Here is a 25,881-nt window from a genome sequence, read left to right as displayed (position 1 = left end):
CCCGCAGCCCCGTGTCAGATGCCCACTCCGTCCGCCGGTGCTCGGATAGGGGTTGAGCGAGGGCGGAAGGGGAGCATCAGAGTTCGGGGCTTGAATGGTTCATCAACCCTTCCCGGTGATCGTGTTGAACAGGGCGCGGGCTGTGTCGTCGTCGGAGTCGATCCCGTGGACCTCGGCACCTTCGAAAGTGGCGAACTCGGCGCTGCGCGGGAACATGGCCTGCTCGTACTCGGTGAGCGCGGCCTCGATGTCGTCGGGGTGCGCGGCGAGGGCCTTGCCGAGTTCGGCGCCGTCGAGCATGGCCAGGTTGGCGCCTTCGCCGTTCGGGCCGGCGAGGTGGGCGGCGTCGCCGGTCAGGGTCACTCCCGGCACCCGGTCCCACCGGTGCCCGGTCGGCAGAGCGTAGAGGGGGCGCAGGACCGGCGCGGTGTCGCCGTCGGTGATCAGGGCGGTGAGTTCCGGGGCCCAGCCGTCGAACTCCTGGGCGATCCGCGCGGTGGCCGCGGCGGCATCGGTGAAATCGATGGCGGCGAACCAGTCCTGCGGCTTGGCCAGCCCCACGTAGGTGTGCAGGGTGTCGCCGCTTTCCCGGTGAGCGAAGATCTCCCTGCCCGGCGCGGGCGCGATCAGCATTCCGCCGCCGACCGCCTTCGCGGCGGCGGGGTGCCGGGTGTCGGCGTCGAACAGGTACGTCTCGACGCAGGACGTGCCGGTGTACTCGGGTATGGCGGTGGAGAGCAGCGGCCGGATCCGTGACCATGCGCCGTCCGCGCCGACCAGCAGGCTGGTGGCGACGGTGCCGCCGTCGGCGAACGTCACCTCATGGCGGCCCTCGCCGAGGGTACGGGCGCTTGCGACCTTGTGCCCCCACCGGACGGTGCCGGCCGGGAGCGAGTCGAGCAGGATCCGGCGCAGCTCACCGCGCTGGACCTCGGGACGTCCGCCCGTGCCGTCATCGGCTTTGTCGAACAGGACGGTCCCGTCCCGGTCGAGGACCCGCATCGCCTGACGGCCCTCCAGGACGATGGCGTGGAACTCGTCCATCAGGCCGGCCGCCTGGAGGGCGAGCTGCCCGTTGTAGTCGTGGATGTCGAGCATCCCGCCCTGCATGCGCGCCGACGGGGAGGACTCCGCCTCGTAGACCGTGGCCGGGATTCCGTGGATGTGCAGGACGCGGGCCAGCGTGAGTCCGCCGAGTCCGGCGCCGATGATCGTGACAGGCGTGTGCATGGTGACTCCTTCGGGATCGGGCCGCCCGGTGGGCTCCGATCGGCCGTCTCTGGAAAGGTGACAGGCCCCGCCGACAAGCCACCGGCATCGGACCGACAGTCCCCGATAGGCGACCGACACCGCAGAGAGCTGGTGGCCGTATCGCATCGGCGGATCCGCGCCGTCGGCGGGCACGAGCCATCCGCCTTCGTTGACGCACTTCGTGTCGGTGGCGTGCGGGGGTATGCGGCAGCGGCCTCGGTGCCGCGTAACTCTGCGGTTCGTCACTCGTGGTCTCGTGCGTGCCATCAGCTGCCAAGCAGGCAAGCTGCTGTGCGGGCGCCGCACCGATACCGACCGATACTGGATGGATGACCACGCCCCACGTCTCTCCGCCGCCCTCTGGCCCCGTCCGGTTCCGGGATCCGATGGTCAAGAGGGACGAGCTCGTCGGGACGGTGCTCGTGCGGTGTCCGAGGTGTGCGGGCGTTGCGCGCGTCGTGCCGGCGCCCGCGGACCCCGGCGCGGCCTCCGTGCTCTACCGTCCTCGGAACCTCGTCTGCCGTGGGTGCGGACTGTCACGGCAGCACCCCGGGACGCCGATTGTGTTCCGCGGCGGTCCGGGGGAGGTGGCCGACCCCTACTTCCAGGTGCCGCTGTGGTTGCAGGTCGAGACGCGGCACGGCCGGGTCTGGGCCTACAACCCGGAGCATCTGGAGATGCTGCGGCAGTTCGTCCGGGCGCCGCTGCGGGAGCGGGGGCCCTGGTACGAGCGGGGGCGGAAGATGTCGTTCATCGCTCGGATGCCCGCCTGGTTCAAGAGCGCGAAAAACCGGGGCGAGGTCCTCCGCGCCCTCGACCGCCTGCGCGTCTCCCTGCCGGCCTGACGTACTGGGACTGTTCGCAGGCCAGGCGTGCGGTGGACGAACGTACGCCCAATCGGCTCGAGCCGGTGTCGACGGGGGAACACGGCCTGGCGTCGGTACATGAAGCGCCGTGACCCTGGGGATTGATTCTGTGCCCGTTCCTGTCCTGGCTCGGTGCCGGAGAGTTGCGCTTCGGGGGAGTTTCATGACCGACGATGGGTTGGTCGGACAGCCACGCTACCGAGCGCGGTCGGAGGTATTACGGCGCTGGTGGTGCGGGCTGTGGCGTGAGGTGGTGCTGAGCTGGCGGTTCAACGTGGTGGACCTGTCAGCCGCAGTGGTGCCAGGGGTGCTCTTCGCGGTCGCGGCATGGCGGAGCCTGCATCTTCCGGCCTCGGATCTGGCGTGGGTGCTGGGCAGGAGCCTGGTCTATTTCTGGCTGTTCCTGTCCGTGCACACCTTGTCGAACCAGCTGGTGGGAGTCGAGGAGGACCGCGCCAACAAGCCCTACCGTCCCCTTCCCCGCGGGCTGGTCACCGTCCGGGGGACGACGCACCGCCTCGTGGTGGTGGTCGTGCTGTTCCTCCTGGCCGGGCAGATATGGGGCGTGCTGCCCTGGACGGTTTTGTGGGTGGTGCTGGTCGGGGTGCGTACGTACGAGAACCTGATGCGCTGGTGGTTCGTGAAGAATCCCGCGATTGTCGCGGGTGCCTTCGCACTGTTGGGGGCGGCCTGGAAGCTGGCGGGCCCGCTGACCCCTGCGGCCTGGTACTGGGTGGTCGCGGGCACCGCGTACTGGCTGATCGGGTTCGTAGAGGACCTGAGGGACGTCCCCGGCGACACGACGGTGGGCCGACGGACCCTGCCGGTGGTCTTAGGAGCGCCCGTGGTGCGGGGTGCGGTGGGTGTGGCGCTCGTGCTCGTGCCGTGCGCGACGCTGTGGGCGCTGGAGCCGAACATCACCGCCCCGGTGCTTATCTGGCTCTCCGTGCTGGCCCTGGGATGCGTGCTGGTGACGGCCCGTCTGTGGGTGCTGCGCAGCCCGCGCCAGGACGCGCTGACCTATCAGTTGTACTGCTGCGTGTGGTGCTGGTTGCTGTGCGGGCCGGCGTTTTCGGTATGAGGACACGGGGCGCAGCGGCGTCATCGTCGGTCTTGTCGAACGGAGTTGTCCCGTGACGGGCGCCGGTACCCCTTCCCTTGCTACTGAGTCCCTCGGGTTGCGGTCCCTGATCTCGCGGCCCATCGTGTGGTGGGCCCTGCTCGGCGCCGCCTTTGTGATCCTGCAGTTGTATGTGTACGCGGCATGGCTGCTGCGGGGGGATCCCGCGCCGGTAGGCACCGGGGACGACCCGGTACCCCGCGGGGTGCGGGTGTGGGCGTGGCTGTTCCAGGTTCTGGTGCCGTGCGCGTTCGTCCTGTGCCTGGTGCACGTGGTCCGCGACTGTCGCGCCCGGCGCCGGCTGTCGTTCGACGCATTGCTGCTGGGAGGATGGTTCCTTGTCTACTGGCAGGACCACATGCCAGTGCTGTGGCGGGCGGACTTCTTCTACAGCTCCTACCTCGCCAATCTGAGTTCCTGGGCACCGCAGGTGCCGGGCTGGGTGAGCCGGGGTGACGACCGCACGCCCGCGCCGCTGCTGTTGACGTCGACGCTCTTCCCGCTCCTGGGCCTGTGCACCGCCGTAGTGATCTGCGCGGTACTGCGCCGATGCGCACCCGTGTGCAGCCTGAGCTCACGCCCCGCGCTGGTCGCGGTGGCGATCGTGACCGGAACGGTCCTGGACCTTGTGTGCGAATCGGCGCTGCTCCTTACCGGGCTGATCTCCTACCCGGGGACGGTGGGCGCTCTCACCCTGTGGTCCGGGCAGCCGTACCAGTTCCCGCTCTATGAGGCCGTGCTGCTGGGCTCCGTGTGGGGGGTGGCGGGCTCACTGCGGTTCTTCCGCACTGCGCAGGACCGGTCCGCGGTGGAGCGCGGCGACACCGGTCTGCCGCCGCGCGTGGCAGTCACTCTGCGGATTCTGGCCGTCGCGGGCGTCCTGAACTTCCTGTTCCTGTCCTACGCCCTGCTCTTCAACACGATCTCCCTGCACGGTGATCCGGTGGATCAGGACCGGCCCAGCCACCTCTCGAGCACCCGCTGCCTCACACCTGGGCAACCACTCTGCGTGTCGCCGGCGGAAGAAGCTGACCGATGACCGGCGGCCCGAAGGCCGGGTTCGGTCACGCGGTGATCTGTGGCGGCGGATTCGCCGGACTGCTGACGGCGCACGTCCTCACCGAGTTCTTCGACCGGGTCACCATCATCGAACGCGACCGCCTCTCCGACGGCCAGGTGGTGCGTCCCGGGATCCCGCAGGCCCATCACGTCCACGGCATGATGGCGCGCGGCGCCCACATCCTGGAGGAGTTCTTTCCCGGCCTACGAGAAGAACTGCGGCAGGCCGGAGCCCCTGTCTTCGACTTCGGTGCGGCCTTCCCCGTGCTGACACCCGCCGGGTGGACCCCACGGAACAAGACCGGCATCCAGGCACAGTCCTTCAACCGCACCACTCTGGAAGCCCGGATCAGGGCACGGGTCCTGGCACACCCGCACATCACCCTCCTCGACGGACACGTCGTGTGCGGCCTGTCCGCGCCCCCCGGTCGCACAGAAGTGGACGGCGTCCTCGTGCGCCCCGCTACGGCCGGCGAGCCGACAACTGTCGCAGCCGACCTGGTGATCGACGCCCAAGGCCGCTCGTCTCGGCTACCCCGCTGGCTCGCCGAAGCAGGATGGACGCGACCCACGACCTCGGTGGTCGACGCCCGCTACGCCTACGCCTCGCGCCTCTACACCCAGCCCGCCGCGTCCCCGCCGCAGTGGGTATGCACCCTGCAGATGACCTACGCACCCGACGTGCCACGCGGGGGCGCGGTCGCAACCGTCGACGGCCGACGCTGGGTCGTCTCCCTGATGGGCGCCGCAGGCAACCTCCCTCCCACCGCACCAGAAGAGTTCGAAGCTTTCGCAGCCGCACTTGACAACCCCTATATCGCGGACGCCATACGTCTGGGTGAGCCCCTCTCGCCCGTACGGTGCTTCACCAACCTGGCGAACCGCTGGCACCGCTACGACCACCTGCAAAAGCGCCACGTGGAACGCCTCATAGTCCTCGGGGACGCCCTGTGCACGTTCAACCCCGTCTACGGACAGGGCATGACCGTCGCCGCCATCCAGGCCACCGTCCTGCGCGACCTGCTGCGCGCCCGACGCCCCAGCGGATGCCTCGACGGCGTCGCGCGCGTGTTCCAAAAGCGCGCCGCCCGCAGCGTCCGCCTGCCCTGGCTGATCGCCACAAGTAGCGACCTGGGGTGGCAGGAAACCACTCCCGGCGCCTTCACCCAGGCCGTGCGCTGGTACCTCGCCCGCGTCCTGGCCCACGTTCCCCGAAACCCTGAGCTCTATCGGCGCTTCGTCCTCGTCCAGCACATGCTCAAAGGCCCCGCCATCCTGCTGAGCCCGCACGTACTGGCCGCCGTACTGGCCCCACCGATCACTCCACGGAGGAACCCGTGAACCCGACCCGCCTACAACCGGTCCTGATCACTGGCTGCTCCAGCGGCATCGGCAAAGCGTGCGCCCTGCGCCTGGCCCGCCACGGGTGGATCGTCTACGCGGCCGTCCGCGATCCCACCCACACCCCGGACCTGCACGCGGGCGGCTGTCGAACCGTGCTCCTCGACGTCACCGACGAAACGTCCATGAGTGAAGCGGTCAACGTCATCGAGGCCGAGCACGGGCCGGTGGGCGCAGTAGTCCACAACGCCGGCACCAGCCTCGTCGGGCCGGTCGAAAGCCTCACCCGCGACGCACTGCGCAACCAGTTCGAAGTGCACGTTGCCGGTCCTCTGTACCTGACCCAACTCGTCCTGCCAGGCATGCGCGCCGCAGGCCAGGGCCGCATCATCGTCATCGGGTCCATGGGAGCCCGCTTCTCAGTCCCCCTGCTCGGCGGCTACACCGCGGCCAAGGCGGCAGCCGCCGTCCTGGCCGAAGTCCTTCGCACGGAGGTCCAGCCCTTCGGCGTAGACGTCAGCGTCCTCGAACCGGGCTTCGTCCGCACCGCTTTCCTGGCCGGCGCCACACACAGCGCCGCCACCGCCGAACGCCAGACTGAATCCGATGACCCTTACAGGGACGCTGTGCGAACCTACCGCACCATCCTGCAAGACACCGACCGACGCCTGAACACCACCTTGAAGCCGAAGAGCGCCCTGCCCACGACCGCCCGGCTCGGCGCAGCCCTCCTCGCCCTCGCCTGCGCCGACCCCGAACACGTGGCCGCACGCATCGAACGCACCCTCACCACGAAACGGCCCGCACCCCGCCGACTCGTCACCGGACACGCCCGCCTCGCCGCCATCACCGCACAAGCACTGACCGCCCGACAATGGGACACCCTCACCCGGACCCTCCTCACCGGTGCCACGCACCTCCCGCGCAGGTGACGCGGCCGCCGCAGCCGGGCGTCGACGCGCCGGCCTCGGAGTGAGCGGCGTTAGCGCCGCCGGCTCCGGAGCCCGTCGGCGGGGGCTGTCCAGTTAAGCGTCATCTCACTTGGTGAGTTTTCGGTAACAGATGAGGGTGCAGGCGATGCTGGTGAAGGCGGGTGGAGGCCCAGTCGCTGGGAGGACTCGATGCCCCGGCGGGCGATGCGGTGGGTGATGCCGCGCCCGCATAACCATCACCGCAGGTGGGCGTACTCGTAGCCCTTGTCGGCGTGGAGCTTGCCGGGACGCCGGCGTAGGGGTCCTCGCCGGGACCGGATCGGCGAGATGCCCCGCACGAGAGGTTCGAGCCCGAGGCTGTCGTGCATGTTCGCGCCGGAGATGCCCACGGACAGAGGCAGACCGGTCCGCTCGGTGATCAAGTGGATCTTCGATCCGAACTTGCCCCGATCGACAGGATTCAGACCTGTCAGGTCCCCCTTTTCAAGGCCCTCATGTTCACCGAGTCGATCGCGCAGCGGGACCAGTCCAGCTCGCCGCGGGCACCGAGCTCGTCGAGGACCAGGCGGTGGGAGCTTGGCGCCGATGGGCGGTCGCGCCGGAGGGTCCGAACGGCGCCGTGGGCAGCTGTTGCCAGGTACAGCCCGAGGTGACGGCGAACACGATCGCCGCCAGCACTTCCCGGTCGCCGTGCCGACGTCGGCCACCGCCCTGAGGCCGCGACGGCGCCTCGGGCACCACACGCTGAAACATGTCCCATAACTCATCCGGCACCAGCCGCTCAACTAGCCGCGGCGGAGTCACCTGCGGTTCCGCTCGGTTCGACCGCCGGCTTCGTATGACCAGTGGCGTGGCCAGTACGCCCAATGTGGGCGGGCCCTGCGCTTACTTCTTCTCGGGCTTCTTTTCGGGCTTCTTCTCGGGGCACTCCATCCATCGGGTCTGGTAGTCCATGCGCGGCTTCTTGTTCGCTCTCAGGACCGGGGTGTGGGTCGTCAGGTCGTTCTTCTTCACGGTCCTTCTGCGGCCGCCGGCCTCGCCTTCCCAGTAGCTCATCTCCAGGTAGCCAGAACTCCTCTGAAGCCACGGGGCGGACCGGAGATAGACCCTCTTCCCCTCGGGGATGCTGACGATGTTCTTCTTCTCGTCGGTTTTGCTGTCGGTCCACTCCGTGGTCTCGCCATGCCGCTGTGAGTGTTCTTCGCCTTCCAGATGGGCTACGGTGACGTCGTCGCCGAGGAGGCTGATGTCCAGCACGTCCGCAATGGCCGCCGAGATCAAGCCCGAGACGTTTCTTTCGATCGACCGCTGCCGCTTCCTGAGCCTCTCCCTCTCCCGCGAAAACGCCTTCGACCTGGCCACGGACTCGTTGACCAGCAGTTCGACACTCCATGCGGGGCCGTCGCAGGCGCCGTAGGTGTCCGACACGGCTTTTTGCCTGAGGTCCACGTACCGGGACCTGTGCGTGATGACGAAACGACATGTCGCGTACCTGGCGTATCCCAGGCGGCGGTTCTCGGCCCGCGCCCATTCCCTGTTGTTCTGCAGGAGCCCGTGGTCGTAGCCGTCCTCCTTTCCCAGGCAGTCGGAGATCCTGCGGTGGTCGGGGGACGCGGGGGCGGCCGGAGTGGTGAGCAATCCCACGAGGCCGACCGAGGCGACACCGGTGACAACGACATTCCACCGGCTCCGACGACACGCACGCCGCACGGTGAACCCCATTCATCGAGAGGAATACGGAGAAATTCCTGGCCAGTCTGGAAAACGATCGGTCCCGTCCCTGGCCACGCCGGTTCACTCTCCTAGCCGGTGCACGACGACTAGAAAGCGATCGCCGCTGGGGCCCGGGCGCTTCGGCTCCGGGCGGGAACGGACTCGGCCGGGCTGCTCCAGGTGGGGGCCATCACCTGGGCTACGACAACGCAACCATCGTTGAGGCGGACCCGAAGGTGACGCCCCCGCTGGGGTGGAGATGCCGATGCCGTCGGGGGAGAGCGTGAAGCCGAGCCGGCGATGAAGTGTGCGTTGGGCGATCCCCAGAGCATGGGATGGGTCAGCGCCCACGGCGCCGGCAGTTGAGACGGGCCCCCTCGGGGGAGGACTACCGCCTTGCGGCAGGCTGACGCAGATGGCGACTCGCATCGCCGACGGGGTTGATGCGGACCCGTCGCTCCGCGAAGCGCCACTGCCCATCACGGCGCTCGAAACGGTCGTGGTATCGACCGCCGGCGACGGGTTGCAGCGGCGGATCGGGCAGCGCCTGCAACACGGTGACATACGATCGCTGGACCGGCGGGCCTGGGGGCGGATATGACCATGGGCTCATGCATACCGGCCCGGCGGGTGATCATACGGCGCAGACGCTCCCAGTCACGTGGAGCGCTCAAGCCCTCGTGCTGCAGAGGCACGGGCCGCATAACCGAACGGGATGTCGGAGGTGTTCAGGAAGGCCGAGTGACGGCCAGGCTTCCGTGGACCGCGGCGGTCGCCGCGGTCCACGGGGCGTACGGGCCCGCCGACCTGGTCGACGTTTTCTCGATCGCCGCGCACCTGATGCTCCCGAGCTACGCGGTGGGTGTACAGCGCCACGAAGGCCGCGGCTACTTGTAGATTCCCACCGGTGTGCCGCACTTCCACACCGAGCCGCCGCCGGAGTTGACCCAGGAGCAGACGGTGAGAGTGCCGGAGAGGAAGGTTCCGCCGTATGGGGCGGTGTCGGTGTAGGTGTGCGACTTGCGGTTGTCCACAGCGGGGCTCAGCTTGTGGTTGTAGTTGCCCTCCGTGCTCTTGATGCGGACGAACGCCTGGGACTGCCCCCGGTGCGCGCCGAAGTCCTTCAGCGTGCCGTAGATTTTTACCTTCTCGCTCGTGACGTAGTAGGAGCCGGTGAACCGGGCGTCTGCGCTGGAGGCGTTGACGCCGACGGCATGCGCCGTGCCGGTGGCGGTCAGGGCGAGGGCGCCGACGGTGGCCGCGACTGCGGCCGTCCTGCCGATGTTTGCCAGACGGGACATCGTTTTCTTCCTCTCCGTAGGTGAGCCGGTGTGCTGCGTGCTCAGCAGCCTGTTGTCAGGCCCCCGGCGACTGCAATGGAGAGCTGGTGTCCCGGACTAATCGGCACTGTCCGGCCTGGTCAGCGGCCTGTCCGGACACGGTCCGGACAGAGAGGTCGCCCTTGTCGGCGTGGAGCTTGCATCCGCTTCTCGTCCGGCTCGCCGACGGGTACCGCACAGCGGAACGGCGACGGAGGCCGGGCTGTGCCCGATTGAGCAGGCGCGCGGCGCCGCGGCGACGGGCGCTGTGGGCTCCGACGCGAGGTGGGAGCTGCTGCGGTCTGGCCGCCCACCATCCGCCCTGACCCCAGCGGCTACGGCGCCTCCGACGGGCTGCCCAGCGGCAACCCGTTCGGCGGCACCCCCGCCGAGCAGGAGTCCGGCGCCGTCACGGCCGTCGTCTCCCACGTGGTGGAGCCCGGGCGAGAACAGGGGTTCCTGCGCTGGCAGGCGAAGGCCCTCAAGGCGCAGGAGAAGGCACCCGGATTCATGGGTTCCGAGTTGTTCAGGCCGGTCCAGGGGGTCCAGGAGCGCTGGGTCGCCGTGTTCCGGTTCGATTCCCGCGAGCACCTCGACGACTGGCTCGCCTCCGACGTCCGCCAGGGGTTGCTGGAGGAGGGGCGTCGCTACTTCGCCTCGTACGACGTCCACAAGGTCGGTTCGGCGTTCAGCGGTTGGTTCAGCTTCGAGGGAGGCGCACGGGGTGACGCTCCGCCCAACTGGAAGCAGGCCATGTCCGTGCTCCTGGCCCTCTATCCCACCGTGATGGTCCTGAACCTGACCGTGGGCTACGAGCTGGACGACCTCGGCGTCCCCGGCTACGTCGGTCTGTTCATCGGCAACGTGCTGAGCGTCAGCGCGCTGACCTGGCTGCTGATGCCCCTGGTGAACAGGGTGCTCGCCTTCTGGCTGGTGCCGGGGCGCGCCCGTAGCGCCCGTGTGCACGTTGCGGGCGCGGCGCTGGTGGTGCTCGCCTATCTGCTGTTCGTCGCGATCTTCGAGCTGATCAGCTGATGTCCGCGGAAAGGGAGTTCGAAGGGGTCCTGATCCGGCGCGGTGACCGGGACTACGAATGGGCCAGGGCCGACGCGGTGTGGAACGGGCGCAAGCCGCGACGAACCCCCGATGCCATCGTGCGGGCCGCCTCCGCGGGGGACGTCGTGAGGGCCCTGTCCTACGCCCGCTCCCACGGGCTGCGCGTGTCGGTGCGCTCCGGCGGTCACAATTGGTCGGGCTCCCCGCTCCGGGACGGGGGACTGCTGATCGACCTGTCAGGGCTCGGGGGGGTGCGAGGTCGACCCCGTGTCGGCGACGGCCACGGTCGGGCCCGCGGCCACCGGCCGGGACCTGGTCGCGGCGCTCGCCCCGCACGACCTGGCCTTTCCCGTGGGCCACTGCCCCACCGTCGCGGTGGGCGGCTTCCTTCTGAGCGGCGGGCTCGGCTGGAACTCCCGTGCCTGGGGCGTGTCGTGCGCCGACGTCCAGGAGATCGAGGCCGTCACCGCCGACGGCCGCACGGTGATCTGCTCGGAGACGGAGAACAGCGACCTGTTCTGGGCCGCCCGGGGCGCGGGGCCGGGCTTCTTCGCCGTCGTCACCCGCTTCCGGCTCGGCCTCCACCCCCAGCCGGCGGCCATCGTGACCACCAGCCTGACGTTCCCGTTGGACGAGGTCGGGCGGGTGGCGGCCTGGGGGGAGCGGACCGCGCGCGAACTCCCGTCGTATGTCGAGACGTCCCTCGTCCTGCGTGCCTGCGCAGATCCCGTCGCGACGCCTCCGGCAGGGCCACAGGTCATGCGCCGCCACCTCGTTCGCGGCGTCGCCGGACGAAGCGCTCGCCTCGCTCGCCCCGGTGGCCGACTGCCCCTTCGCCACAGCCGCCGGCTCCCGGCAGGCGCCCGAGCCGACGTCGTTCGCGGCCCTGCACGCGGGCGCCGAATCGCTCTGGCCGCCCTGCCGCCGGTACGCGGCCGACACGTTGTGGTCGGCCGAGACCTACGAGGCCCAGCTGACCCGGGTGGCCGACGCGGTCGCCCACGCCCCGTCCCCCAGGTCCCTCGTGCTGGCCCCGGTGCAGCCGGTGTCCGAGGAGCCGGTCCTGCTGCGCAACATGTCCTTCTCGCCGCTCGGCCGGTCCTATTGCGTCTCCTACGCGATCTGGGACGACCCGGGCGCCGACGAGGCCAACGCCCTCTGGCTGCGGGGCGTGGCGGCCGCGACGGACCCGTCGGGGCACGGCGGACGGTACGTCGCCGAGGCCGACCTGGAGGCCGGCGCCGACCGCGCCCGGCGCTCGTACGCCCCCGCCGACTGGGACCGTCTGCAAGAGCTCAAGGCGCGGTGGGACCCGGAGAACGTCTTCCACTCCTACCTCGCGCCGTGATCCGCCCCCTCCCGGGGGCCGGCCGGAGCGTCTGAGCGAGTCCAGGCGCCGGCTCGGCACCCGTGACGTGTGGTTCCGTTACGACGACGGCCACCCCTGGGTGCTGCGCGGCGTCAGTTTCCGCATCCCACACGGCCAGGCCCTGGCCCTGGTCGGCCACAACGGCGCCGGCAAGAGCACCCTCGTCAAACTGCTGTGGGTGCTGGTCAGCAGTGTGTCAGGGGCGTGTCAGCGGGGGCTGGCAGTGTTGTCTTTGTGAGCGGGCCGGGATACCTGGCGCAGGTCACGGAGAGGTGCCCGGAGTGGCTTATCGGGGACCAGAGCAGCAGCTTACGGTCGGGTTATGCCCACGCAGGTTCGAATCCTGCCCTCTCCGCCACAGTCGAACTGACGCGCCGGCCGTCGTCCGGCCGCTGTCCAGATGGAAACGGCGGCCCCTATCGGATCGCTCTTAGCCGGCCACTGTCCTCCCGGGGGCAGCGCAGGTCTGGCCATCGCGGTGGGTGCTGCGACCGCTGGCCGCGTGGCCTCTCGGGCGGCGACGTCGCGCAGGCTCGTTGCTCCATCGGATTCTCGCCTCCGGGGCGCGGGGGAGCGCTGGCCGAAATCGCGGGCTGGTGGGGACCCGCAGTGCGCCACGAAGATGCTCCTCTGCCGGGTGAGCCGGATCAGGACGATTCGAAGGCGGGAAAGTCGATGGACTTACGGCGAAGAGGGTGGCGGGGCAGACGAGTCGGGGCGCTGGTGCGCGGCGGAGTCGTGCTGGCGCTGGTCGGCGGCGGAGCCGTGGCGGCCCCCTCGGCGGCCGTGGCGGCACCCGCCGCGGCGAAGTCCGCAGCGCCCGTAACGGGTGCCGCGGGCGCCTGCCAAACCGATGGCGGCGCCAAGGGCCAGGCCGGCAGGCCGGTGGCCGAGAGCCTGGTGTCCGTGGACCGTACGGATGGCCGGATCGCCCAGTTCCAGCTCTTCTACGATGCCACGGCGACGGGGGGCCTGCCCTTCGTCTGGCATCGCGAACAGGACGCGCCGGGCGGCCCGTACGGGCAGTGGCAGCGGGTGAGCGCGGCAACCGTCGGCCCGAAGAGCTACTCCATCGCGGCGATCGAGAACTCGGCGGGTGATCTCGAGCTGCTGTTCTCCACCTACGGCTCGTTTTGTCACGTGGTGGAGGAGAACGACGGCTGGAGCACCCCCGAACCGTTCGGACTCGCACCGGCGCCGTACCACGGCGGAGTGGTGCTGTTCAAGGAGCGGGACGGCAGCATCGACGCCTTCGCCTCGGGGGCGCGAAGCGGCAATGCGATGGAGGTGCGGCACCAGCGGAATGCCGGCGAAGGCTGGGGTCCGGTCCAGTCCCTGGGGCAGATCCCGGAGCAGAACGTAGGCCTGAGCCAACCGAGTACCGTGGAGCAACGTCCCGACGGCCGGATCCATCTGACGGCGCGGGAGTGGAACAGGGACCGCATGTGGGAGATCGACCAGTCGGCACCGGGCGGCGGCTGGAGCCCGTGGCGGCTGCTGTCCCCGGCGACCGCACCGGCCCCACGGGCCGCCGCCACGACCGGCCCCCGGCTGGAGGCGAACCGCACCACCCGCCTCCTGGACGGCGACATCGTCACGTTCACGATCGCGGGCGGCCCGCCCAAGGCACACGTCTGGGTCAAGCAGTGCGGGCCCTCGGCATCCGCGACCACCTGTGACGACGCCACCGGCCGCCAGTTCCGTGTGTACCCGGACGGCACGTACGGGGCCTCCCCGAAAAAGCTGTACGCCCAACTCGCCAACCCCACCGGGAAGGTCGACTGCCGCGCGGCATCATCCAACGACCCGTGCTCCCTGGCCCTCACCGACAACACCGGCGCCCTGCTGACCACTGTCCCGCTGCGCTTCAGGCCGGACGGCCGCATGGAGCCGCCGCCCACCTTCGACGTGAATCCGGACAGAGGGCTGATGGACGGCCAGTCGGTGCGCGCCACGGGGGAGGGCTACGAGCCCCAGTACCACGTGCTGATCATGGAGTGCGCCACCGGCGCGGCAACCACCTCCGGCTGCCGCTCCCGCACCAGGCCGCCCGCGACCGACGACGACGGCCGGGTCGACGAGTCGGTCACCCTGTCGGCCGGCTTCACCAGCATCGACGGCCGCACCGTCGACTGCCGAACCGCAGGAGCCTGCGAGCTGGTGGTCTTCGGCACCCGCGTCCGCGGCCCGGAGTCGGTCCGCCACCCGCTGAGCTTCGCCCCGGCGGCGGGCCCGCATGTCACTGACACCGCCGACGGCTCCGCCTCGAGGTGATCACTTCCGGTCGCCGCGGGGACAACTACCCAGCCTCGGACGGCCGTTCCGCCGGGCGTACGATGGCAACCGTAGGAAATCCGGACGATCGCGGATACTCTTGCCCATCGTGGGGCCACGCGACGGAGCACGTAAGTCGATACTGTCCGGCATGGAACGGTGGGGTTCCGGCACACGGTTCGGCGCATTGGTCGGCGGATTGTTCGGTGCGCGCGGAGGCGAGCAGCGGAGGGAGCCGCCCGAGACGCCCGGCGATCAGGCCGGGCTCCACCTGGGCATCGGCGTCACCCACACCCAGTACAGTGCGGACCATGGCGCGCCGGACGCCACCCGCCGGGCCATTGACCTGCTCTCCGCGCAGCCCATGCCGCAGAACCAGCACCTCATGGGGTGGGGTGCGGAGAACCCCGAACCCTCGCCGGGGCACTACGACTTCGAGGCGCTCGACGAGCGCGTCGCGTTGATGCGGTCCACGGGCGGGATCCCCGTCCTCACCCTGTGCGGTGCCCCGGACTGGATGAAGGGCGGGCGGAAGGGGCGTACCGACTGGGCTCGGCTGGAGGCGGCTCCCGATCCGGGGCACTACGCGGACTTCGCACGGCTCGCGGGTGTGGTGGCGCGGCGGTACCCGGACATCCGGCACTTCCTCGTGTGGAACGAGCTGAAGGGCTTCTACGACGAGGACAGGTGCCGCTGGAACCACGAGGGGTACACAGAGCTGTACAACCTCGTCCACGCGGAGCTGAAGCGGCAGAACCCGGACAATCGCGTCGGCGGCCCGTACGCCGTGGTCGACCACGAGCCCCCCGGCGACGAGGACGGCTCACCCGACGTGCGCGGCCCCTGGGGCGCGCTCGACCGGCGTTCCGTGGACGCCATCCGCTACTGGAACGAGCACAAGGCGGGAGCGGACTTCATCGTCGTGGACGGATCCAGCTACACGCGTGAGGGTCACCGGACGATCCCCGACGAGTTCACCGCCACCCAGAAGTTCGCCGACGTCACCCGCTGGCTGAGGAGCCTGACCAGGCTTCCGGTGTGGTGGGCCGAGTGGTACGTCGAGCCGCCCGCCGAAGACGGCCGGGCATGCGGCCGGGACGGCTGGAGCGAGCAGCACCGCACCGCCGTACAGGCCACCGCGATGATGTGGCTGGCCATGAGCGGTGCCGCCACCGCCTTCTACTGGAATCCGCAAAGGCCCGGGAGCGACTGCCCGGGCTGTCTTTGGCGGAGCACCCATCTGGACGGGGGAGGGCACGAGTTGCCCATGGGGCGGCTGCTCGGCCGGTTCGCCCGTGAGTTCCCGCCGGGGAGCGCCTTCCGCCCGGTCGTCGCCTCCGCCGAAGCCGGTGCCAGGATCCAGGTCCTCGCCGACGAGAGCGCCGTTCTCGTCGTCAACACGGAGTCGCGGCGGGTCGTGGCCAGGGTGGACGGCCGGGTTCTGACCCTGGCGCCGTACGAGGTGTGCTGGCTGGACGGCTGAGCGGGACGCCTGGTCCGCGGTACCGGTGATGGCGCCCGCGACGGGTGACGGGGGTGTCGTCAGTCGCAGGGCGGCGTGCCGTCGAGGGCCGCGCCGTCGAGCGCGAGCGTCAGTCGTTCCAGGAGCGTGCGCAGGTCGGCGGCATCCTGGGCGTCGAACCCCGTGGCGGCGGCGATCCGGACCGGTACGAGCGCGGCCTCCTCGCGCAGCTCCGTGCCGGCCGGGGTGAGGCGGACGAGGACGGAGCGCTCGTCGTGTGCGTTGCGTTCGCGGTGCACGAGGCCGGCTGTCTCCAGGCGCTTGAGGAGCGGGGAGAGTGTCCCGGAGTCCAGGCGCAGGAGCTCGCCCAGTCGCTTGACCGGCAGCTCGGTGTGCTCCCAGAGGGCCAGCATGACCAGGTACTGGGGGTAGGTGAGGCCGAGGTCCTTGAGGAGGGTGCGGTAGACGGCGCCGAACGCGCGGGAGGCGGCGTTGAGGGAGAAGCACAGCTGCCGGTCCAGGCGGAGGTAGTCCTCGTGGGGCGTGTTTCCGTGCGGGGCGGCCGGCGGCTTCGTCATGTGCCCCAGGGTAGCTCGCCAGGCATTTAATTGTGCACAACTGAATTGTGCACTATCGTGATGGTCGTCAGGCGGGCCGGACAGGCGACCGCCGCGATCTTCGAGAGGGATGGTTTCCATGGAAACCCTGTACACCGCTGTCGCCACCGCCACCCACGGCCGTGAGGGCCGCGCCGTCAGCTCCGACGGCCGCCTCGATGTCGGGCTCGCCCTCCCGGTGGCGATGGGTGGCAATGGCGAGGGGACGAACCCCGAGCAGCTGTTCGCCGCCGGTTACGCGGCGTGCTTCGCCAGCGCCCTCGGCCTGGTCGGCCGGCACGCGAAGATCGACGTCAGCGATGCCGCGGTGACCGCCGAGGTCGGCATCGGCAAGGAGGGCGAGGGCTACGGGCTGGCGGTCACGCTGCGCGTGGAGCTGCCCGACACGGTCGACGCCGCTACGGGCCGCAAGCTGGTCGAGCAGGCGCACCAGGTCTGCCCCTACTCCAACGCGACCCGCGGCAATGTCCTGGTCGAGCTCGTCGTCGAGTAAGTCGAGTAATAGGGGAGAGGGCGCGGCGGCCACGGGTGCGGGGCCGTCGCGCCGGTAGGCCGTGCCCGAATCGCCCCGGGTCCGTCTGCCGAGCAGCCCCGGAGCGAGCCGTGGCCGGTGGACGTCAGCGTCACCACGGCAGAGCATTAGCGGGACGTCAGCGCCAAGGCAGCAGAGCGTTAGCGGTGGTCGCCAAACTCATGCCTGCCTGTAGTTCAGGTGCGGCTTGCCGGAGAGAATCAGGCGTTTGCCGCACGCTCACCCCCAAAGGGAATTCCCATGCGCGCGTTTCACACCCGCCCCACCACCGTCCTCACCGCCGCTGCCACCGCCGTGCTCGCTCTGACCCTCACCGCCTGCGGCCAGGACGGTTCCGATACGAAGTCCGCCGGACCGGCGGCCGACACCTCCGCGTCAGCGCCCTCGTCGGCGCAGTCCGCGCAGGGCAGCGCCAACGGGAAGAAGGCCGACACCGCACGGGGCGCCGGGGCCACGAAGGCCTCCACCGGACAGGCGGCCGCGAGCGTGCCCGTCTGCACCACCAAGAACGTCTCCATCAGCGCCGCCTACCAGGACGGGCCGCCTTACACCCACATCGTCCTGACGGCGAAGAACACCTCGGGCCACAGCTGCAAGCTGAACGGTTTCCCGGAGATCCAGTTCCTCGAAAGCCACCGGGAGAACGTGCCGCCGGTCGCCAAGAGCAAGCCCGCCACGCCCGTCGTGCTCACCGCCGGTGCCCCCGCCTACGCCGTGGTGAAGCTGTCGGACGGCGGGCGCACGGAGAACACCGAGCCCGTCACGGCCTTCTCCGTCACGCTCCAGGGAGGCGGCGGCATGGCCGCCGTGAAGGCTCCGGGCGGCGGCATCGCCGTCGACCCGGCGAAGTGGGCGACCGGCTACTGGACGCACGAGCTGCGCAACGGCGCCGACGACTTCTAGCCGTCAGCTGGGTCGCGCCGTCGCCACGTCGCGCCCGCCAGGAAGCCCCGAACCGGTGTCCCGTTCACGCGCGTCCCACCGTCCCGTCGTCCCACCGACGTACGGTCACGGACGGGCCGTGAGCCGTGTCAGCGCCGCGTCGTACCGTGCCTGGAACCCCTCGTCCGCCGAGACCCGCAGCAGCGCGCCGAGCGCCCGTACCGCGCCGTCCTCGTAGCCGGATGACTCCGCCTCCCGGGCCGCCAGGTCGAGCTGCCGGATGCCCTCGGCATGGTCCCCGAGCCCCAGCAGCGCCTCTCCCTTCACCATGAGCAGCAGGATCCGGGGCACGTCGGCCGTGGGTGACCGGTCGTCGAAGGCGAGGGCCTCGGTCGCCGTGTCGAGGGCCGGGTGCCATTCCCCGGCGTCGACCTGATGCCGGGCGAGGTGCTGCAGGGCCAGTCTCTCGATGGTCCGGTCGTCGGCTTTGCGCGCCAGCTCCACTGCCCGCTCGCAGACCTCCGCGGCCTCGTCCGGGTCGCCGAGCGCTGCTTGCGCCATGGCCAGGACGATCAGCGCGTTCGCCTCGGCGATCAGGTCGCCCGCCCGCGCGGCGATCGCGGAGGCGGCCCCCAGGCGAGTGAGCGCCTCCGCGGCGCGCCCTTCCTCGATCAGCACCCAGCCGAGCACGTTCAGTACCCGCGACTCGCCCTGCTGCTCGGCGTCGGCCCGTGCCGCCTCGAGCGCGGTCTCCAGGAGCGGGACCCATCCGTCCCGAACGCGCCACACGATCAGCGGCCACAGCGTCAGGACGATCCGCCAGGTCCTGCCGTGCAGTCCGGCGGCGCGCGCGGCGGCCACCGCCAGCGTGAGGTCGTCCCGCTCCGCCCCGTACCAGGCCACGGCGGCGGACCGGTCGCGAAACTCCCGTACGGCGGCGGGCGGCAGGAAGTCTGCCGGCATCGGGAAGCACTCCTCGTTGCCGGGCTCGGCCGCCGCCACGGCCGCGAGGCCCGTGGCGATGTAGTGGTCGAGCACGCGCTTGAGCGCATCAGGACCGGATTCCAGGCCACGCGCGTAGAGCCGTACGAGATCGTGCAGCGTCCAGCGGCCGGGCGCCGTCTCCGTGACGAGGTGCGCGACGGCCAGCCGCTCCAGGGCGGTCTCGGCGGCTGCCGGGTCCGTGCCCGCCAGGGCCGCCGCCGCGTACCGGTCGACGTGCGTGCCCGGGTGACGGCCGAGATGAGCGAACTGACGGGAGACATGCCCGGGGAGCTGTTGCAGCGTCAGGCGCAGAGCCGCTCGCACGCCGGTGTCCTCCACGTCCAGCAGGCCCAGCCGACGCGTCTCGTCGGACAGTTCGGTGGTCATCGCGCCCAGCGACCAGCTGGGCCGTTGCGCCAGCCGGGCGGCGGCCACCCGGAGCGCGAGCGGCAACCCGCCACACAGCTCGGCCAGCCGCCGTGCGGCCACCGGCTCCGCGAGCACCCGCTCCGTGCCGAGCACCCCGGCGAGGAGCGCCGTGCCGTCCTCCGGCCCGAGCACGTCCACGGGAACGGGTCGGGCGGCGTCAGTGACGATCAGCCCCGACAGCTGGTGTCTGCTGGTGACGACGGTGACGCAGCGGGGACCGCCCGGCAGGAGCGGCCGGACCTGCTCGGAGCCCCGCGCGTTGTCCAGCACGACGAGGAGCTGACGGTCGGCGGCCAGCGACCGGAACAGCGCGGCCGCGCCGCTCGCCGACTCCGGTATCCAGCGCTCCGTGACACCGAGCGCCGGCAGGAACTCGCGCAGCACCTCGATAAGGGCCGGCTCGCCCGTGTCGCCGAAGCCGCGCAGGTCTGCATAGAGCAGCCCATCGGGGAAACCGGCACGGCCGTGGTGTGCCCACTGCAGCACGAGGGCCGTCTTCCCCACCCCGGCGGGCCCCGTGACCAGACAGACGGGCGCCTCGCCCGCGGCGGCCCGGGACAGGGCGGCGAGCTCCGCGACCCGCCCGTGGAAGCCGCGCGGCGCGCGCGGCAGCAGATCGGGTGCACCGGTATGGGGAGCTGCAGCCGGTACGGGGGCGGGGAGCGGGGCGTGCGTCGTGGTGGCCGGGCACGGAACCGGAACCGCGTCGGCGGCCTTCGTCATGTCCCCTGCGGTGGCCTTCGCCGCCTCGCCTTCTTCCCCGCCGCGCAAGGCCAAGGCGTACGCGTCCGCCAGTTCCCGGCCCGGGTCCACGCCGAGTTCGTCGGCGAGCAGCCGCCGCGTGCGATGGAACCAGTCGAGCGCCTCCGAGCGGCGGCCCGCCCTCCGGAGCGCCCCCATCAGGGCGGCGGACAGCGATTCGCGCAGCGGATGGGCGAAGGCCTCCGCGCGGAGCACGGCGGCCGCCCGGGCGTGCTCGCCCAACCGCCCGTACTCGCAGGCCAACTGCTCCACCGAAGCCAGCCGGAGCTCCTCCAGCGCGTGCGCGGCGGCCTGGAGCGGCGGACTCGGATACACGTCGGCCAGCGCGGCCCCCTGCCACAGCGACAGCGCGTCCTGGTACATCGCCACGGCATCGGCCGGGGCACGCTGCTCCCGGGCCAGGGCCACCAGCGTCTCGAAGCGGTACGCGTCCAGCAGCGTCTCCGGCATCCGCAGAACGTAGCCCGCGCCCTGGGTGACCAGCTCGACCTCGTACGCCTCGGCGCCGGCTGCCGTCAGCAAGGTCCGCAGCCTCGACACATGCCCCTGGATGACCCCGCGGGCATGGAGCGGCGGTTCATGGTCCCATAGGGCCGCCGTCAGCTGCTCGACCGAGAGCGGGTAGTTGGGCCTCAACAACAGCGCGGCGAGCAGGCTGCGCCGTTTGGCGGGACCGAGAGGGACGTCGCCGGTATCGGTGCTGATCGCCACCGCGCCAAGCAGCCGGAATTCCACAGGTCCAATGCCTCCTCGTAAGAAAGGACCAGGATGCCGGAGTTCCGGAGCACTCTCGATCCAGGATCCGGTAGCGGCTCCACGCGGCCAGGGCGAGGGAACACGACCACGCTCCGCCCGTGATGCAATCCGGGGCCGCTCACGGTCAGGGGTGTTCCAGGACGAGGACCGCCCGGGTCGAGGGGCTGAGGGCCTCGAAGACATGCGGGAGGTCGGCGGGGTAGACCATGTAGTCGCCGGGGCCGAGTTCCACCTCCTCGCCGCTGACGCCGGCCAGCGCCCGGCCGCTGGCGAGCAGGAGGTGTTCCACGACGCCGGGCATGTGCGGGCGGGAGGCGCGCACGGTGCCCGGCTCGGCGTCGATACGGTAGACGTCGCGGCGGGCGCCGGGCGGGCTGGCGGCCAGCAGGGTGGCCCGGTAGTCGGACTCGGCCGCGGCGACCGCGGCGCCCTCACCGGCTCTGATCACGTGGGTCTGAGGACGGGGCGGGTCAAGCAGCCGGGAGAACGGCACGTCCAGGGCCACGCAGAGAGCCCAGAGCGTCTCCAGGCTGGGATTGCCGTTGCCCGCCTCCAAGTGCGAGAGCGTCGACTTGGAGATGCCCGCCTGCCGCGCGACCTCGCTGAGCGACAGTCCGGTCCGGGCACGCTCCCGGCGCAGGCCGCTCGCGATCGTCTCCAGTGGGACCTTCCTGACCGAGGGCCACGGTCCGGCCGGCGTCGCGCGTCCGGCCGGAGTGCTGGCCTGGCGCAAAGTCCCGTTCCTCGCAGTGGTGCTCACGGCAGCCGCGGTCACCGCCGTCCTGCGGCTGCTCGGTGTCCCTTAGCCCGCGGTGCCGATCGGTGCGGGGCTTGAGGAAGGACGGCTGCCCAGCGCGGCGACGATGCTCTGCGCAGCGCAGCTACAGGGGTTCCACCGGAAGTGCGACATAGGCATCCCTGAGGGCCGCGAACACCGCGTCGTCCTCCGGGAACCTCACGTCGTCGATCGCACGGATCGCGCGCACGCCGATGGCGGCGTTGGTGGCGAAGGCGGCGCGCAGGGAGGGCAGCTCACCGACCGGGACCGCCCGCACGATGCTCTGACGGTGGGCACCCTGCAGCAGGCGCATGGTCACCCCCGGCAGCATGTCGGCGTCCGGCCACACCACCTGACCGGACCCGTCCACGAAGCCGATGTTCCACGTACAGCCTTCCGAGATCCGGCCGTCGGGGTCGGTGAACACGACGTCCTCGAACCCGGCGAGCTGCGCCTCACGTCGCAGCCTGAGCTGGCTGAACATCGCGATGTGCTTCACGGCCGCGGTGTCGCGGCCGAAGGCGAGGGAGGTGACCCGGAGAGGAGGCGGGGCGAGGGAACCGGCAGGACGCGTGGTCACCAGAACGTGGGGCTCCGCGTTCCCGGCCGGATGCGCCATGTCCAGGTCCGGGGCGAAGACGGTGACGCGCACGGTCAGCGGGTCGGTGCACCGGCCGACCTCCTGCCGTACGTAGCGCAGGACCCGCTGCGCGTCGAGTTCCGCCCCGAAGACCGTGGCACAGTCCTGTACGAGCCGCGCGAGGTGCAGCGACAGCCCGCGGACCGCTCCGTTCTCCATTCTCATGGTGGTGAAATGCCCGTAGTTCGTCAGGGCGAGGGGCAGCAGGTGCTCGACGGATACGGGTGCTCCATTGACATTGGCCATGGGCCCAGTGTGGGGCACGTGTGACCCGTGCCTGGCCGCGGGCGCTGCCGACCGCGCGACACGCAGGTCCGGAGGGCTTGGGCGGCGACGCCGTCCCCCGTACCGGTGCTCGGGCCGAGGACTTCGGCCCGCTGACCCTGTTCGTACAGGAGGGCCGTGGCCACTGGCCGTACTACGCCCGTCCGGCCCTCGGCCGTCCTGGCACGGTCGGTCGTGAAGACGTGGTCCGCGTCCGCGCCCGCCAGCGTGAACTGGGTGTACCCGAGAGCGCTGGCCGACGCCCTCGCCGCCGCGCACCTGGCCTTCACGGAAGCGGGCACCCGCATCGGCACGACAGGTCCTGCACAACTGGTCGCAATGGCAAGCGCCTTGAACGACGACGGTTCGGTGGCACGTCTCGCGGCACGCCTGGAGGCCGGTACATCGGTGATCGTCGCCGCTCTGCTCGACGGCACGGTGCTCCCGGGTCTACGCCCGGGCGGGCTTCCGCCGCTTCGCCACCGCGATGATCGCCGAACCGGCCGACCGGGCCGAAGGGGCCGAGGACGGGACCTGAACGCGCCTGCCTGCGTCCGACCGCACCACCGGCCCCGGGCGCGAGGCCCGCTCGCTTCCGGTTGCGGTAGCCGGACACCTCACACGGCGACGATCGAGGTGACCAACGCCGACGAGTGGTCCGGCAACCGCTCATTCGCCCTGACGGAGCACCGTCGCCGCCTTCTTCACCGCGGCGGCGACGGCCGCGGTGGCCTTGTCGTTGAAGACGCTGGGGATGATGTAGTTGGCGTTGAGTTCGTCGCCGGCGACGACGTCGGCGAGGGCGCGGGCGGCGGCGAGCATCATGTCGGTGTTGACCGTGCGGGACTGGGCGTCCAGCAGGCCGCGGAAGACGCCGGGGAAGACCAGGACGTTGTTGATCTGGTTGGGGAAGTCGGAGCGGCCGGTGGCGACCACGGCAGCGGTCTGGCGGGCGATGGCCGGGTCGACCTCGGGGTCGGGGTTGGCGAGCGCGAAGACGATGGCGTCGTCCGCCATGGCGGCCACGTCCTCGCCGCCCAGGACGTTGGGGGCCGAGACGCCGATGAAGACGTCGGCGCCGCGCACGGCCTCCTTGAGGGTGCCGGTCATGCCCTCGGGGTTGGTGTTGTCGGCGATCCACCGCAGCGCGGACTCGGGGTCGGCGGAGACCAGGTCCTTGCGGCCGGCGTGGACGACGCCGTGGATGTCGGCGACGACGGCGTGCTTGACGCCGGCGGCGGTCAGCAGCTTCAGGATGGCCGTGCCGGCCGCGCCCGCACCGGACATGACGACCCGTACGTCGCCGATGCCCTTGCCGACCACGCGCAGCGCGTTGGTCAACGCGGCGAGGACGACGATGGCGGTGCCGTGCTGGTCGTCGTGGAAGACGGGGATGTCCAGGGCCTCGCGCAGCCGGGCCTCGATCTCGAAGCAGCGGGGGGCGGAGATGTCCTCGAGGTTGATGCCCGCGAAGCCGGGGGCGATGGCCTTGACGATCTCGACGATGGCGTCGGAGTCCTGGGTGTCCAGGCAGATCGGCCAGGCGTCGATGCCGGCGAAGCGCTTGAAGAGGGCCGCCTTGCCCTCCATGACCGGCAGCGCGGCCTTGGGGCCGATGTTACCCAGGCCCAGCACGGCGGAGCCGTCGGTGACCACGGCCACCGAGTTGCGCTTGATGGTCAGACGGCGGGCGTCCTCGGGGTTCTCCGCGATCGCCATGCACACACGGGCCACGCCGGGGGTGTAGACCATGGAGAGGTCGTCGCGGTTGCGGATGGGGTGCTTGGACGCCATCTCGATCTTGCCGCCGAGGTGCATCAGGAACGTACGGTCGGAGACCTTGCCCAGGACGACGCCCTCGATGCCGCGGAGCTTCTCCACGATCTCGTCGGCGTGCTCGGTGGACGTGGTCGCCATGGTGACGTCGATCCGGAGCTTCTCGTGGCCGGAGGCGGTCACGTCGAGGCCGGTCACGGAGCCGCCGGAGGACTCGACGGCCGTGGTGAGCTGGCTGACCGCGGTCCCGCCCGCGGGGACCTCGAGTCGGACCGTCATCGAGTACGAGACGCTAGGCGCCGTTGCCATGTGGGTGCTTCTTCTTTCTCGGGTGGTTCGGGAACGGTCTCAGGCGCGGGCGGTCGTGGCCGTGCGCGTGTGGGGGCGGGCGAGGTTGTCCGGGTGGAGGATCTCGCGCAGCTGTTCCTGGGTGAGGAGGCCCTTGGCCAGGACGAGGTCGTGGACGGCGGCGCCCGTGGTGAGCGCCTCCTGGGCGACGGCGGTGGCCTGCTCGTAGCCGATGTGCGGGTTGAGGGCGGTGGCCAGGCCGATGGACTGCTCGACGAGGCGCGCGAGGTGCTCGCGGTTGGCGGTGATGCCGGTGACGCAGCGCTCGGCGAGCGTGAGGCAGCCGGCCCGCAGGTGACCGATGCTCTTGAGGAGGCTGTGCGCGATGACCGGCTCGAAGGCGTTGAGCTGGAGCTGGCCGGCCTCGGCGGCGAAGGTGACGGTCACGTCGTTGCCTATGACCTCGAAGGCGATCTGGTTGACGACCTCGGGGATGACGGGGTTGACCTTGCCGGGCATGATGCTCGAGCCCGCCTGGACGGGCGGCAGGTTGATCTCGGCGAGGCCGGCGCGCGGGCCGCAGGACAGCAGGCGCAAGTCGTTGCAGGTCTTGGAGAGCTTGACGGCGATCCGCTTGAGGACGCCGGAGAGCTGGACGAACGCGCCCATGTCCTGCGTGGCCTCGACCAGGTCGCCGGCGACGGTGAAAGGGATGCCCGTGATGGCGCCCAGGTGGCGGCAGGCCAGCGCGGCGTAGTCCGGGTGGGCGTTGAGGCCGGTGCCGATGGCGGTGCCACCGAGGTTGATCTCGCTGATCAGTGCGCAGGCCTCGGCCAGGCGGGCGCGGTCCTCGTCCAGCATGACGGCGTACGCGGCGAACTCCTGGCCCAGCGTCATGGGCACCGCGTCCTGCAGCTGGGTGCGGCCCATCTTCAGGACGTCCGCGAACTCCTCCGCCTTCGCCGCGAATGCCTGGCGCAGGACCTCCATGGCCTCCAGCAGCCGGGCGGCGGCGAGCTGCAGGGCGAGCTTGACCGCGGTCGGGTAGACGTCGTTGGTGCTCTGGCCCGCGTTGACGTCCTCCAGCGGGTGCAGGTGCCCGTAGGCGCCGCGCTCGTGGCCGAGGAGTTCCAGCGCCCGGTTGGCTATGACCTCGTTGGCGTTCATGTTGGTGGAGGTGCCGGCGCCGCCCTGGATGACGTCGACGACGAAGTGGTCGTGCAGCCGGCCGGCGCGGATCTCCTCGCAGGCCTGGGCGATCGCGTCCACCTTGCGGTCGTCGAGCAGGCCGAGGTCGCGGTTGGCGAGGGCCGCGGCCTCCTTGACGGAGGCGAGGGCGGAGACGAGGTCGGGGTAGGCGGAGATGGGCGTCCCGGTGATGGGGAAGTTCTCCACGGCGCGCAGGGTATGG

General features: G+C 70.8%; 23 protein-coding genes and 3 pseudogenes. 15 read left to right on the top strand and 11 right to left on the bottom strand.

What is annotated here, in order from left to right:
* Positions 1 to 102: 102 nt before the first annotated feature.
* The gene (locus tag J1792_RS33710) at positions 103 to 1,230 is read right to left on the bottom strand and encodes an FAD-dependent oxidoreductase (RefSeq protein ID WP_207249005.1); all 1,128 of its coding nucleotides are present in this window, start codon (positions 1,228 to 1,230) and stop codon (positions 103 to 105) included.
* A 584-nt stretch (positions 1,231 to 1,814) separates the two neighbouring features.
* On the opposite strand from J1792_RS33710, the gene J1792_RS35630 reads away from it, so the two are divergent.
* The 5 genes from J1792_RS35630 (at position 1,815) to J1792_RS33685 (ending at position 6,569) form a co-directional block, all read left to right on the top strand.
* Positions 1,815 to 2,096 carry a hypothetical protein gene (locus tag J1792_RS35630; protein ID WP_307843164.1) on the top strand — a complete coding sequence of 94 codons (282 nt, stop codon included), beginning with the start codon at positions 1,815 to 1,817 and terminating at the stop codon, positions 2,094 to 2,096.
* 184 nt (positions 2,097 to 2,280) lie between these two features.
* Positions 2,281 to 3,198, top strand: a complete 918-nt coding sequence (locus J1792_RS33700) for a UbiA family prenyltransferase (RefSeq protein WP_207249004.1) — start codon at positions 2,281 to 2,283, stop codon at positions 3,196 to 3,198.
* Positions 3,199 to 3,295: 97 nt separating this feature from the next.
* The gene (locus J1792_RS33695) at positions 3,296 to 4,276 is read left to right on the top strand and encodes a spirocyclase AveC family protein (RefSeq protein ID WP_207249003.1); all 981 of its coding nucleotides are present in this window, start codon (positions 3,296 to 3,298) and stop codon (positions 4,274 to 4,276) included.
* Positions 4,273 to 5,637 carry an FAD-dependent oxidoreductase gene (locus J1792_RS33690; protein ID WP_086567879.1) on the top strand — a complete coding sequence of 455 codons (1,365 nt, stop codon included), beginning with the start codon at positions 4,273 to 4,275 and terminating at the stop codon, positions 5,635 to 5,637. The genes J1792_RS33695 and J1792_RS33690 overlap by 4 nt, the downstream gene beginning before the upstream one ends.
* Complete coding sequence (locus tag J1792_RS33685; protein ID WP_207249002.1) at positions 5,634 to 6,569, top strand: SDR family NAD(P)-dependent oxidoreductase; 936 nt, start codon at positions 5,634 to 5,636, stop codon at positions 6,567 to 6,569. Before J1792_RS33690 ends, J1792_RS33685 begins: the two co-directional genes overlap by 4 nt.
* Before the next feature lie 105 nt (positions 6,570 to 6,674).
* Here the strand turns inward: J1792_RS33685 and J1792_RS33680 are convergent.
* The 3 genes and pseudogenes from J1792_RS33680 to J1792_RS33670 all read right to left on the bottom strand — a co-directional run bounded on the left by J1792_RS33680 (position 6,675) and on the right by J1792_RS33670 (position 8,895).
* Positions 6,675 to 7,373 (bottom strand): annotated as a pseudogene (locus tag J1792_RS33680) (IS5 family transposase).
* Positions 7,374 to 7,454: 81 nt separating this feature from the next.
* Positions 7,455 to 8,291, bottom strand: a complete 837-nt coding sequence (locus tag J1792_RS33675; RefSeq protein ID WP_086567876.1) for a hypothetical protein — start codon at positions 8,289 to 8,291, stop codon at positions 7,455 to 7,457.
* A gap of 379 nt (positions 8,292 to 8,670) precedes the next feature.
* Entirely contained in the window at positions 8,671 to 8,895 is a 225-nt protein-coding gene (locus tag J1792_RS33670) for a nuclear transport factor 2 family protein (RefSeq protein WP_242647065.1), read from the bottom strand.
* 128 nt (positions 8,896 to 9,023) lie between these two features.
* Between J1792_RS33670 and J1792_RS33665 the strand changes: the two genes are divergently transcribed.
* Positions 9,024 to 9,179 (top strand): hypothetical protein, encoded by a 156-nt coding sequence (locus J1792_RS33665; protein ID WP_207249001.1) that lies wholly within the window; start codon positions 9,024 to 9,026, stop codon positions 9,177 to 9,179.
* On the opposite strand, the gene J1792_RS33660 is transcribed toward J1792_RS33665, so the two are convergent.
* Positions 9,170 to 9,583, bottom strand: coding sequence for a hypothetical protein (locus J1792_RS33660; protein ID WP_086567875.1), 414 nt, complete (start codon positions 9,581 to 9,583; stop codon positions 9,170 to 9,172). The two genes, J1792_RS33665 and J1792_RS33660, sit on opposite strands and share 10 nt — an antisense overlap.
* A 303-nt stretch (positions 9,584 to 9,886) precedes the next feature.
* On the opposite strand from J1792_RS33660, the gene J1792_RS33655 reads away from it, so the two are divergent.
* From J1792_RS33655 to J1792_RS33635, 7 genes and pseudogenes are all read left to right on the top strand, one after another.
* Complete coding sequence (locus tag J1792_RS33655) at positions 9,887 to 10,636, top strand: antibiotic biosynthesis monooxygenase (protein WP_207249000.1); 750 nt, start codon at positions 9,887 to 9,889, stop codon at positions 10,634 to 10,636.
* Positions 10,636 to 10,851 (top strand): annotated as a pseudogene (locus J1792_RS36065) (FAD-binding protein); the annotation flags it as partial. The gene J1792_RS33655 and the pseudogene J1792_RS36065, both read left to right, overlap by 1 nt.
* Before the next feature lie 73 nt (positions 10,852 to 10,924).
* Positions 10,925 to 11,092: pseudogene (locus tag J1792_RS36060) on the top strand (FAD-binding protein); the annotation flags it as partial.
* A gap of 277 nt (positions 11,093 to 11,369) precedes the next feature.
* Positions 11,370 to 12,005, top strand: a complete 636-nt coding sequence (locus tag J1792_RS35620) for a BBE domain-containing protein (protein ID WP_307843163.1) — start codon at positions 11,370 to 11,372, stop codon at positions 12,003 to 12,005.
* A 67-nt stretch (positions 12,006 to 12,072) separates the two neighbouring features.
* Positions 12,073 to 12,264: an ATP-binding cassette domain-containing protein gene (locus J1792_RS35260; RefSeq protein WP_372446215.1), complete on the top strand. Its 192-nt coding sequence runs from the start codon at positions 12,073 to 12,075 to the stop codon at positions 12,262 to 12,264.
* Between the two features lie 485 nt (positions 12,265 to 12,749).
* Positions 12,750 to 14,300: a neocarzinostatin apoprotein domain-containing protein gene (locus tag J1792_RS35615; RefSeq protein WP_207248999.1), complete on the top strand. Its 1,551-nt coding sequence runs from the start codon at positions 12,750 to 12,752 to the stop codon at positions 14,298 to 14,300.
* Positions 14,301 to 14,451: 151 nt separating this feature from the next.
* A complete protein-coding gene (locus J1792_RS33635; RefSeq protein ID WP_207248998.1) occupies positions 14,452 to 15,783 on the top strand; it encodes a glycoside hydrolase family protein in 1,332 nt (443 codons plus the stop codon).
* 59 nt (positions 15,784 to 15,842) lie between these two features.
* On the opposite strand, the gene J1792_RS33630 is transcribed toward J1792_RS33635, so the two are convergent.
* A complete protein-coding gene (locus tag J1792_RS33630; protein WP_086567868.1) occupies positions 15,843 to 16,340 on the bottom strand; it encodes a MarR family winged helix-turn-helix transcriptional regulator in 498 nt (165 codons plus the stop codon).
* 118 nt (positions 16,341 to 16,458) lie between these two features.
* Between J1792_RS33630 and J1792_RS33625 the strand changes: the two genes are divergently transcribed.
* Both J1792_RS33625 and J1792_RS33620 read left to right on the top strand, forming a co-directional pair.
* On the top strand, positions 16,459 to 16,872 hold the full coding sequence (locus J1792_RS33625) for an organic hydroperoxide resistance protein (RefSeq protein WP_086567867.1): 414 nt from the start codon (positions 16,459 to 16,461) through the stop codon (positions 16,870 to 16,872).
* A gap of 279 nt (positions 16,873 to 17,151) precedes the next feature.
* Complete coding sequence (locus J1792_RS33620; protein WP_086567865.1) at positions 17,152 to 17,814, top strand: DUF4232 domain-containing protein; 663 nt, start codon at positions 17,152 to 17,154, stop codon at positions 17,812 to 17,814.
* Between the two features lie 105 nt (positions 17,815 to 17,919).
* On the opposite strand, the gene J1792_RS33615 is transcribed toward J1792_RS33620, so the two are convergent.
* The 5 genes from J1792_RS33615 to J1792_RS33595 all read right to left on the bottom strand — a co-directional run.
* Entirely contained in the window at positions 17,920 to 20,703 is a 2,784-nt protein-coding gene (locus tag J1792_RS33615; RefSeq protein WP_207248997.1) for an AfsR/SARP family transcriptional regulator, read from the bottom strand.
* Positions 20,704 to 20,848: 145 nt separating this feature from the next.
* The gene (locus J1792_RS33610) at positions 20,849 to 21,385 is read right to left on the bottom strand and encodes a helix-turn-helix domain-containing protein (protein WP_086567886.1); all 537 of its coding nucleotides are present in this window, start codon (positions 21,383 to 21,385) and stop codon (positions 20,849 to 20,851) included.
* Positions 21,386 to 21,605: 220 nt separating this feature from the next.
* Positions 21,606 to 22,388: an aminotransferase class IV family protein gene (locus J1792_RS33605; RefSeq protein ID WP_086567862.1), complete on the bottom strand. Its 783-nt coding sequence runs from the start codon at positions 22,386 to 22,388 to the stop codon at positions 21,606 to 21,608.
* A gap of 687 nt (positions 22,389 to 23,075) precedes the next feature.
* On the bottom strand, positions 23,076 to 24,491 hold the full coding sequence (locus J1792_RS33600; protein WP_207248995.1) for an NAD-dependent malic enzyme: 1,416 nt from the start codon (positions 24,489 to 24,491) through the stop codon (positions 23,076 to 23,078).
* 39 nt (positions 24,492 to 24,530) lie between these two features.
* A partial coding sequence (locus tag J1792_RS33595) for an aspartate ammonia-lyase (RefSeq protein ID WP_207248994.1) occupies positions 24,531 to 25,881 on the bottom strand: 1,351 nt, incomplete at its 5' end.

This window comes from Streptomyces triculaminicus, from assembly GCF_017349075.1.
Classification (GTDB): Bacteria; Actinomycetota; Actinomycetes; order Streptomycetales; family Streptomycetaceae; genus Streptomyces; species Streptomyces triculaminicus.
Note: the sequence above shows the minus strand (reverse complement) of the source record. Positions and strands in the feature narration are given on the sequence as shown.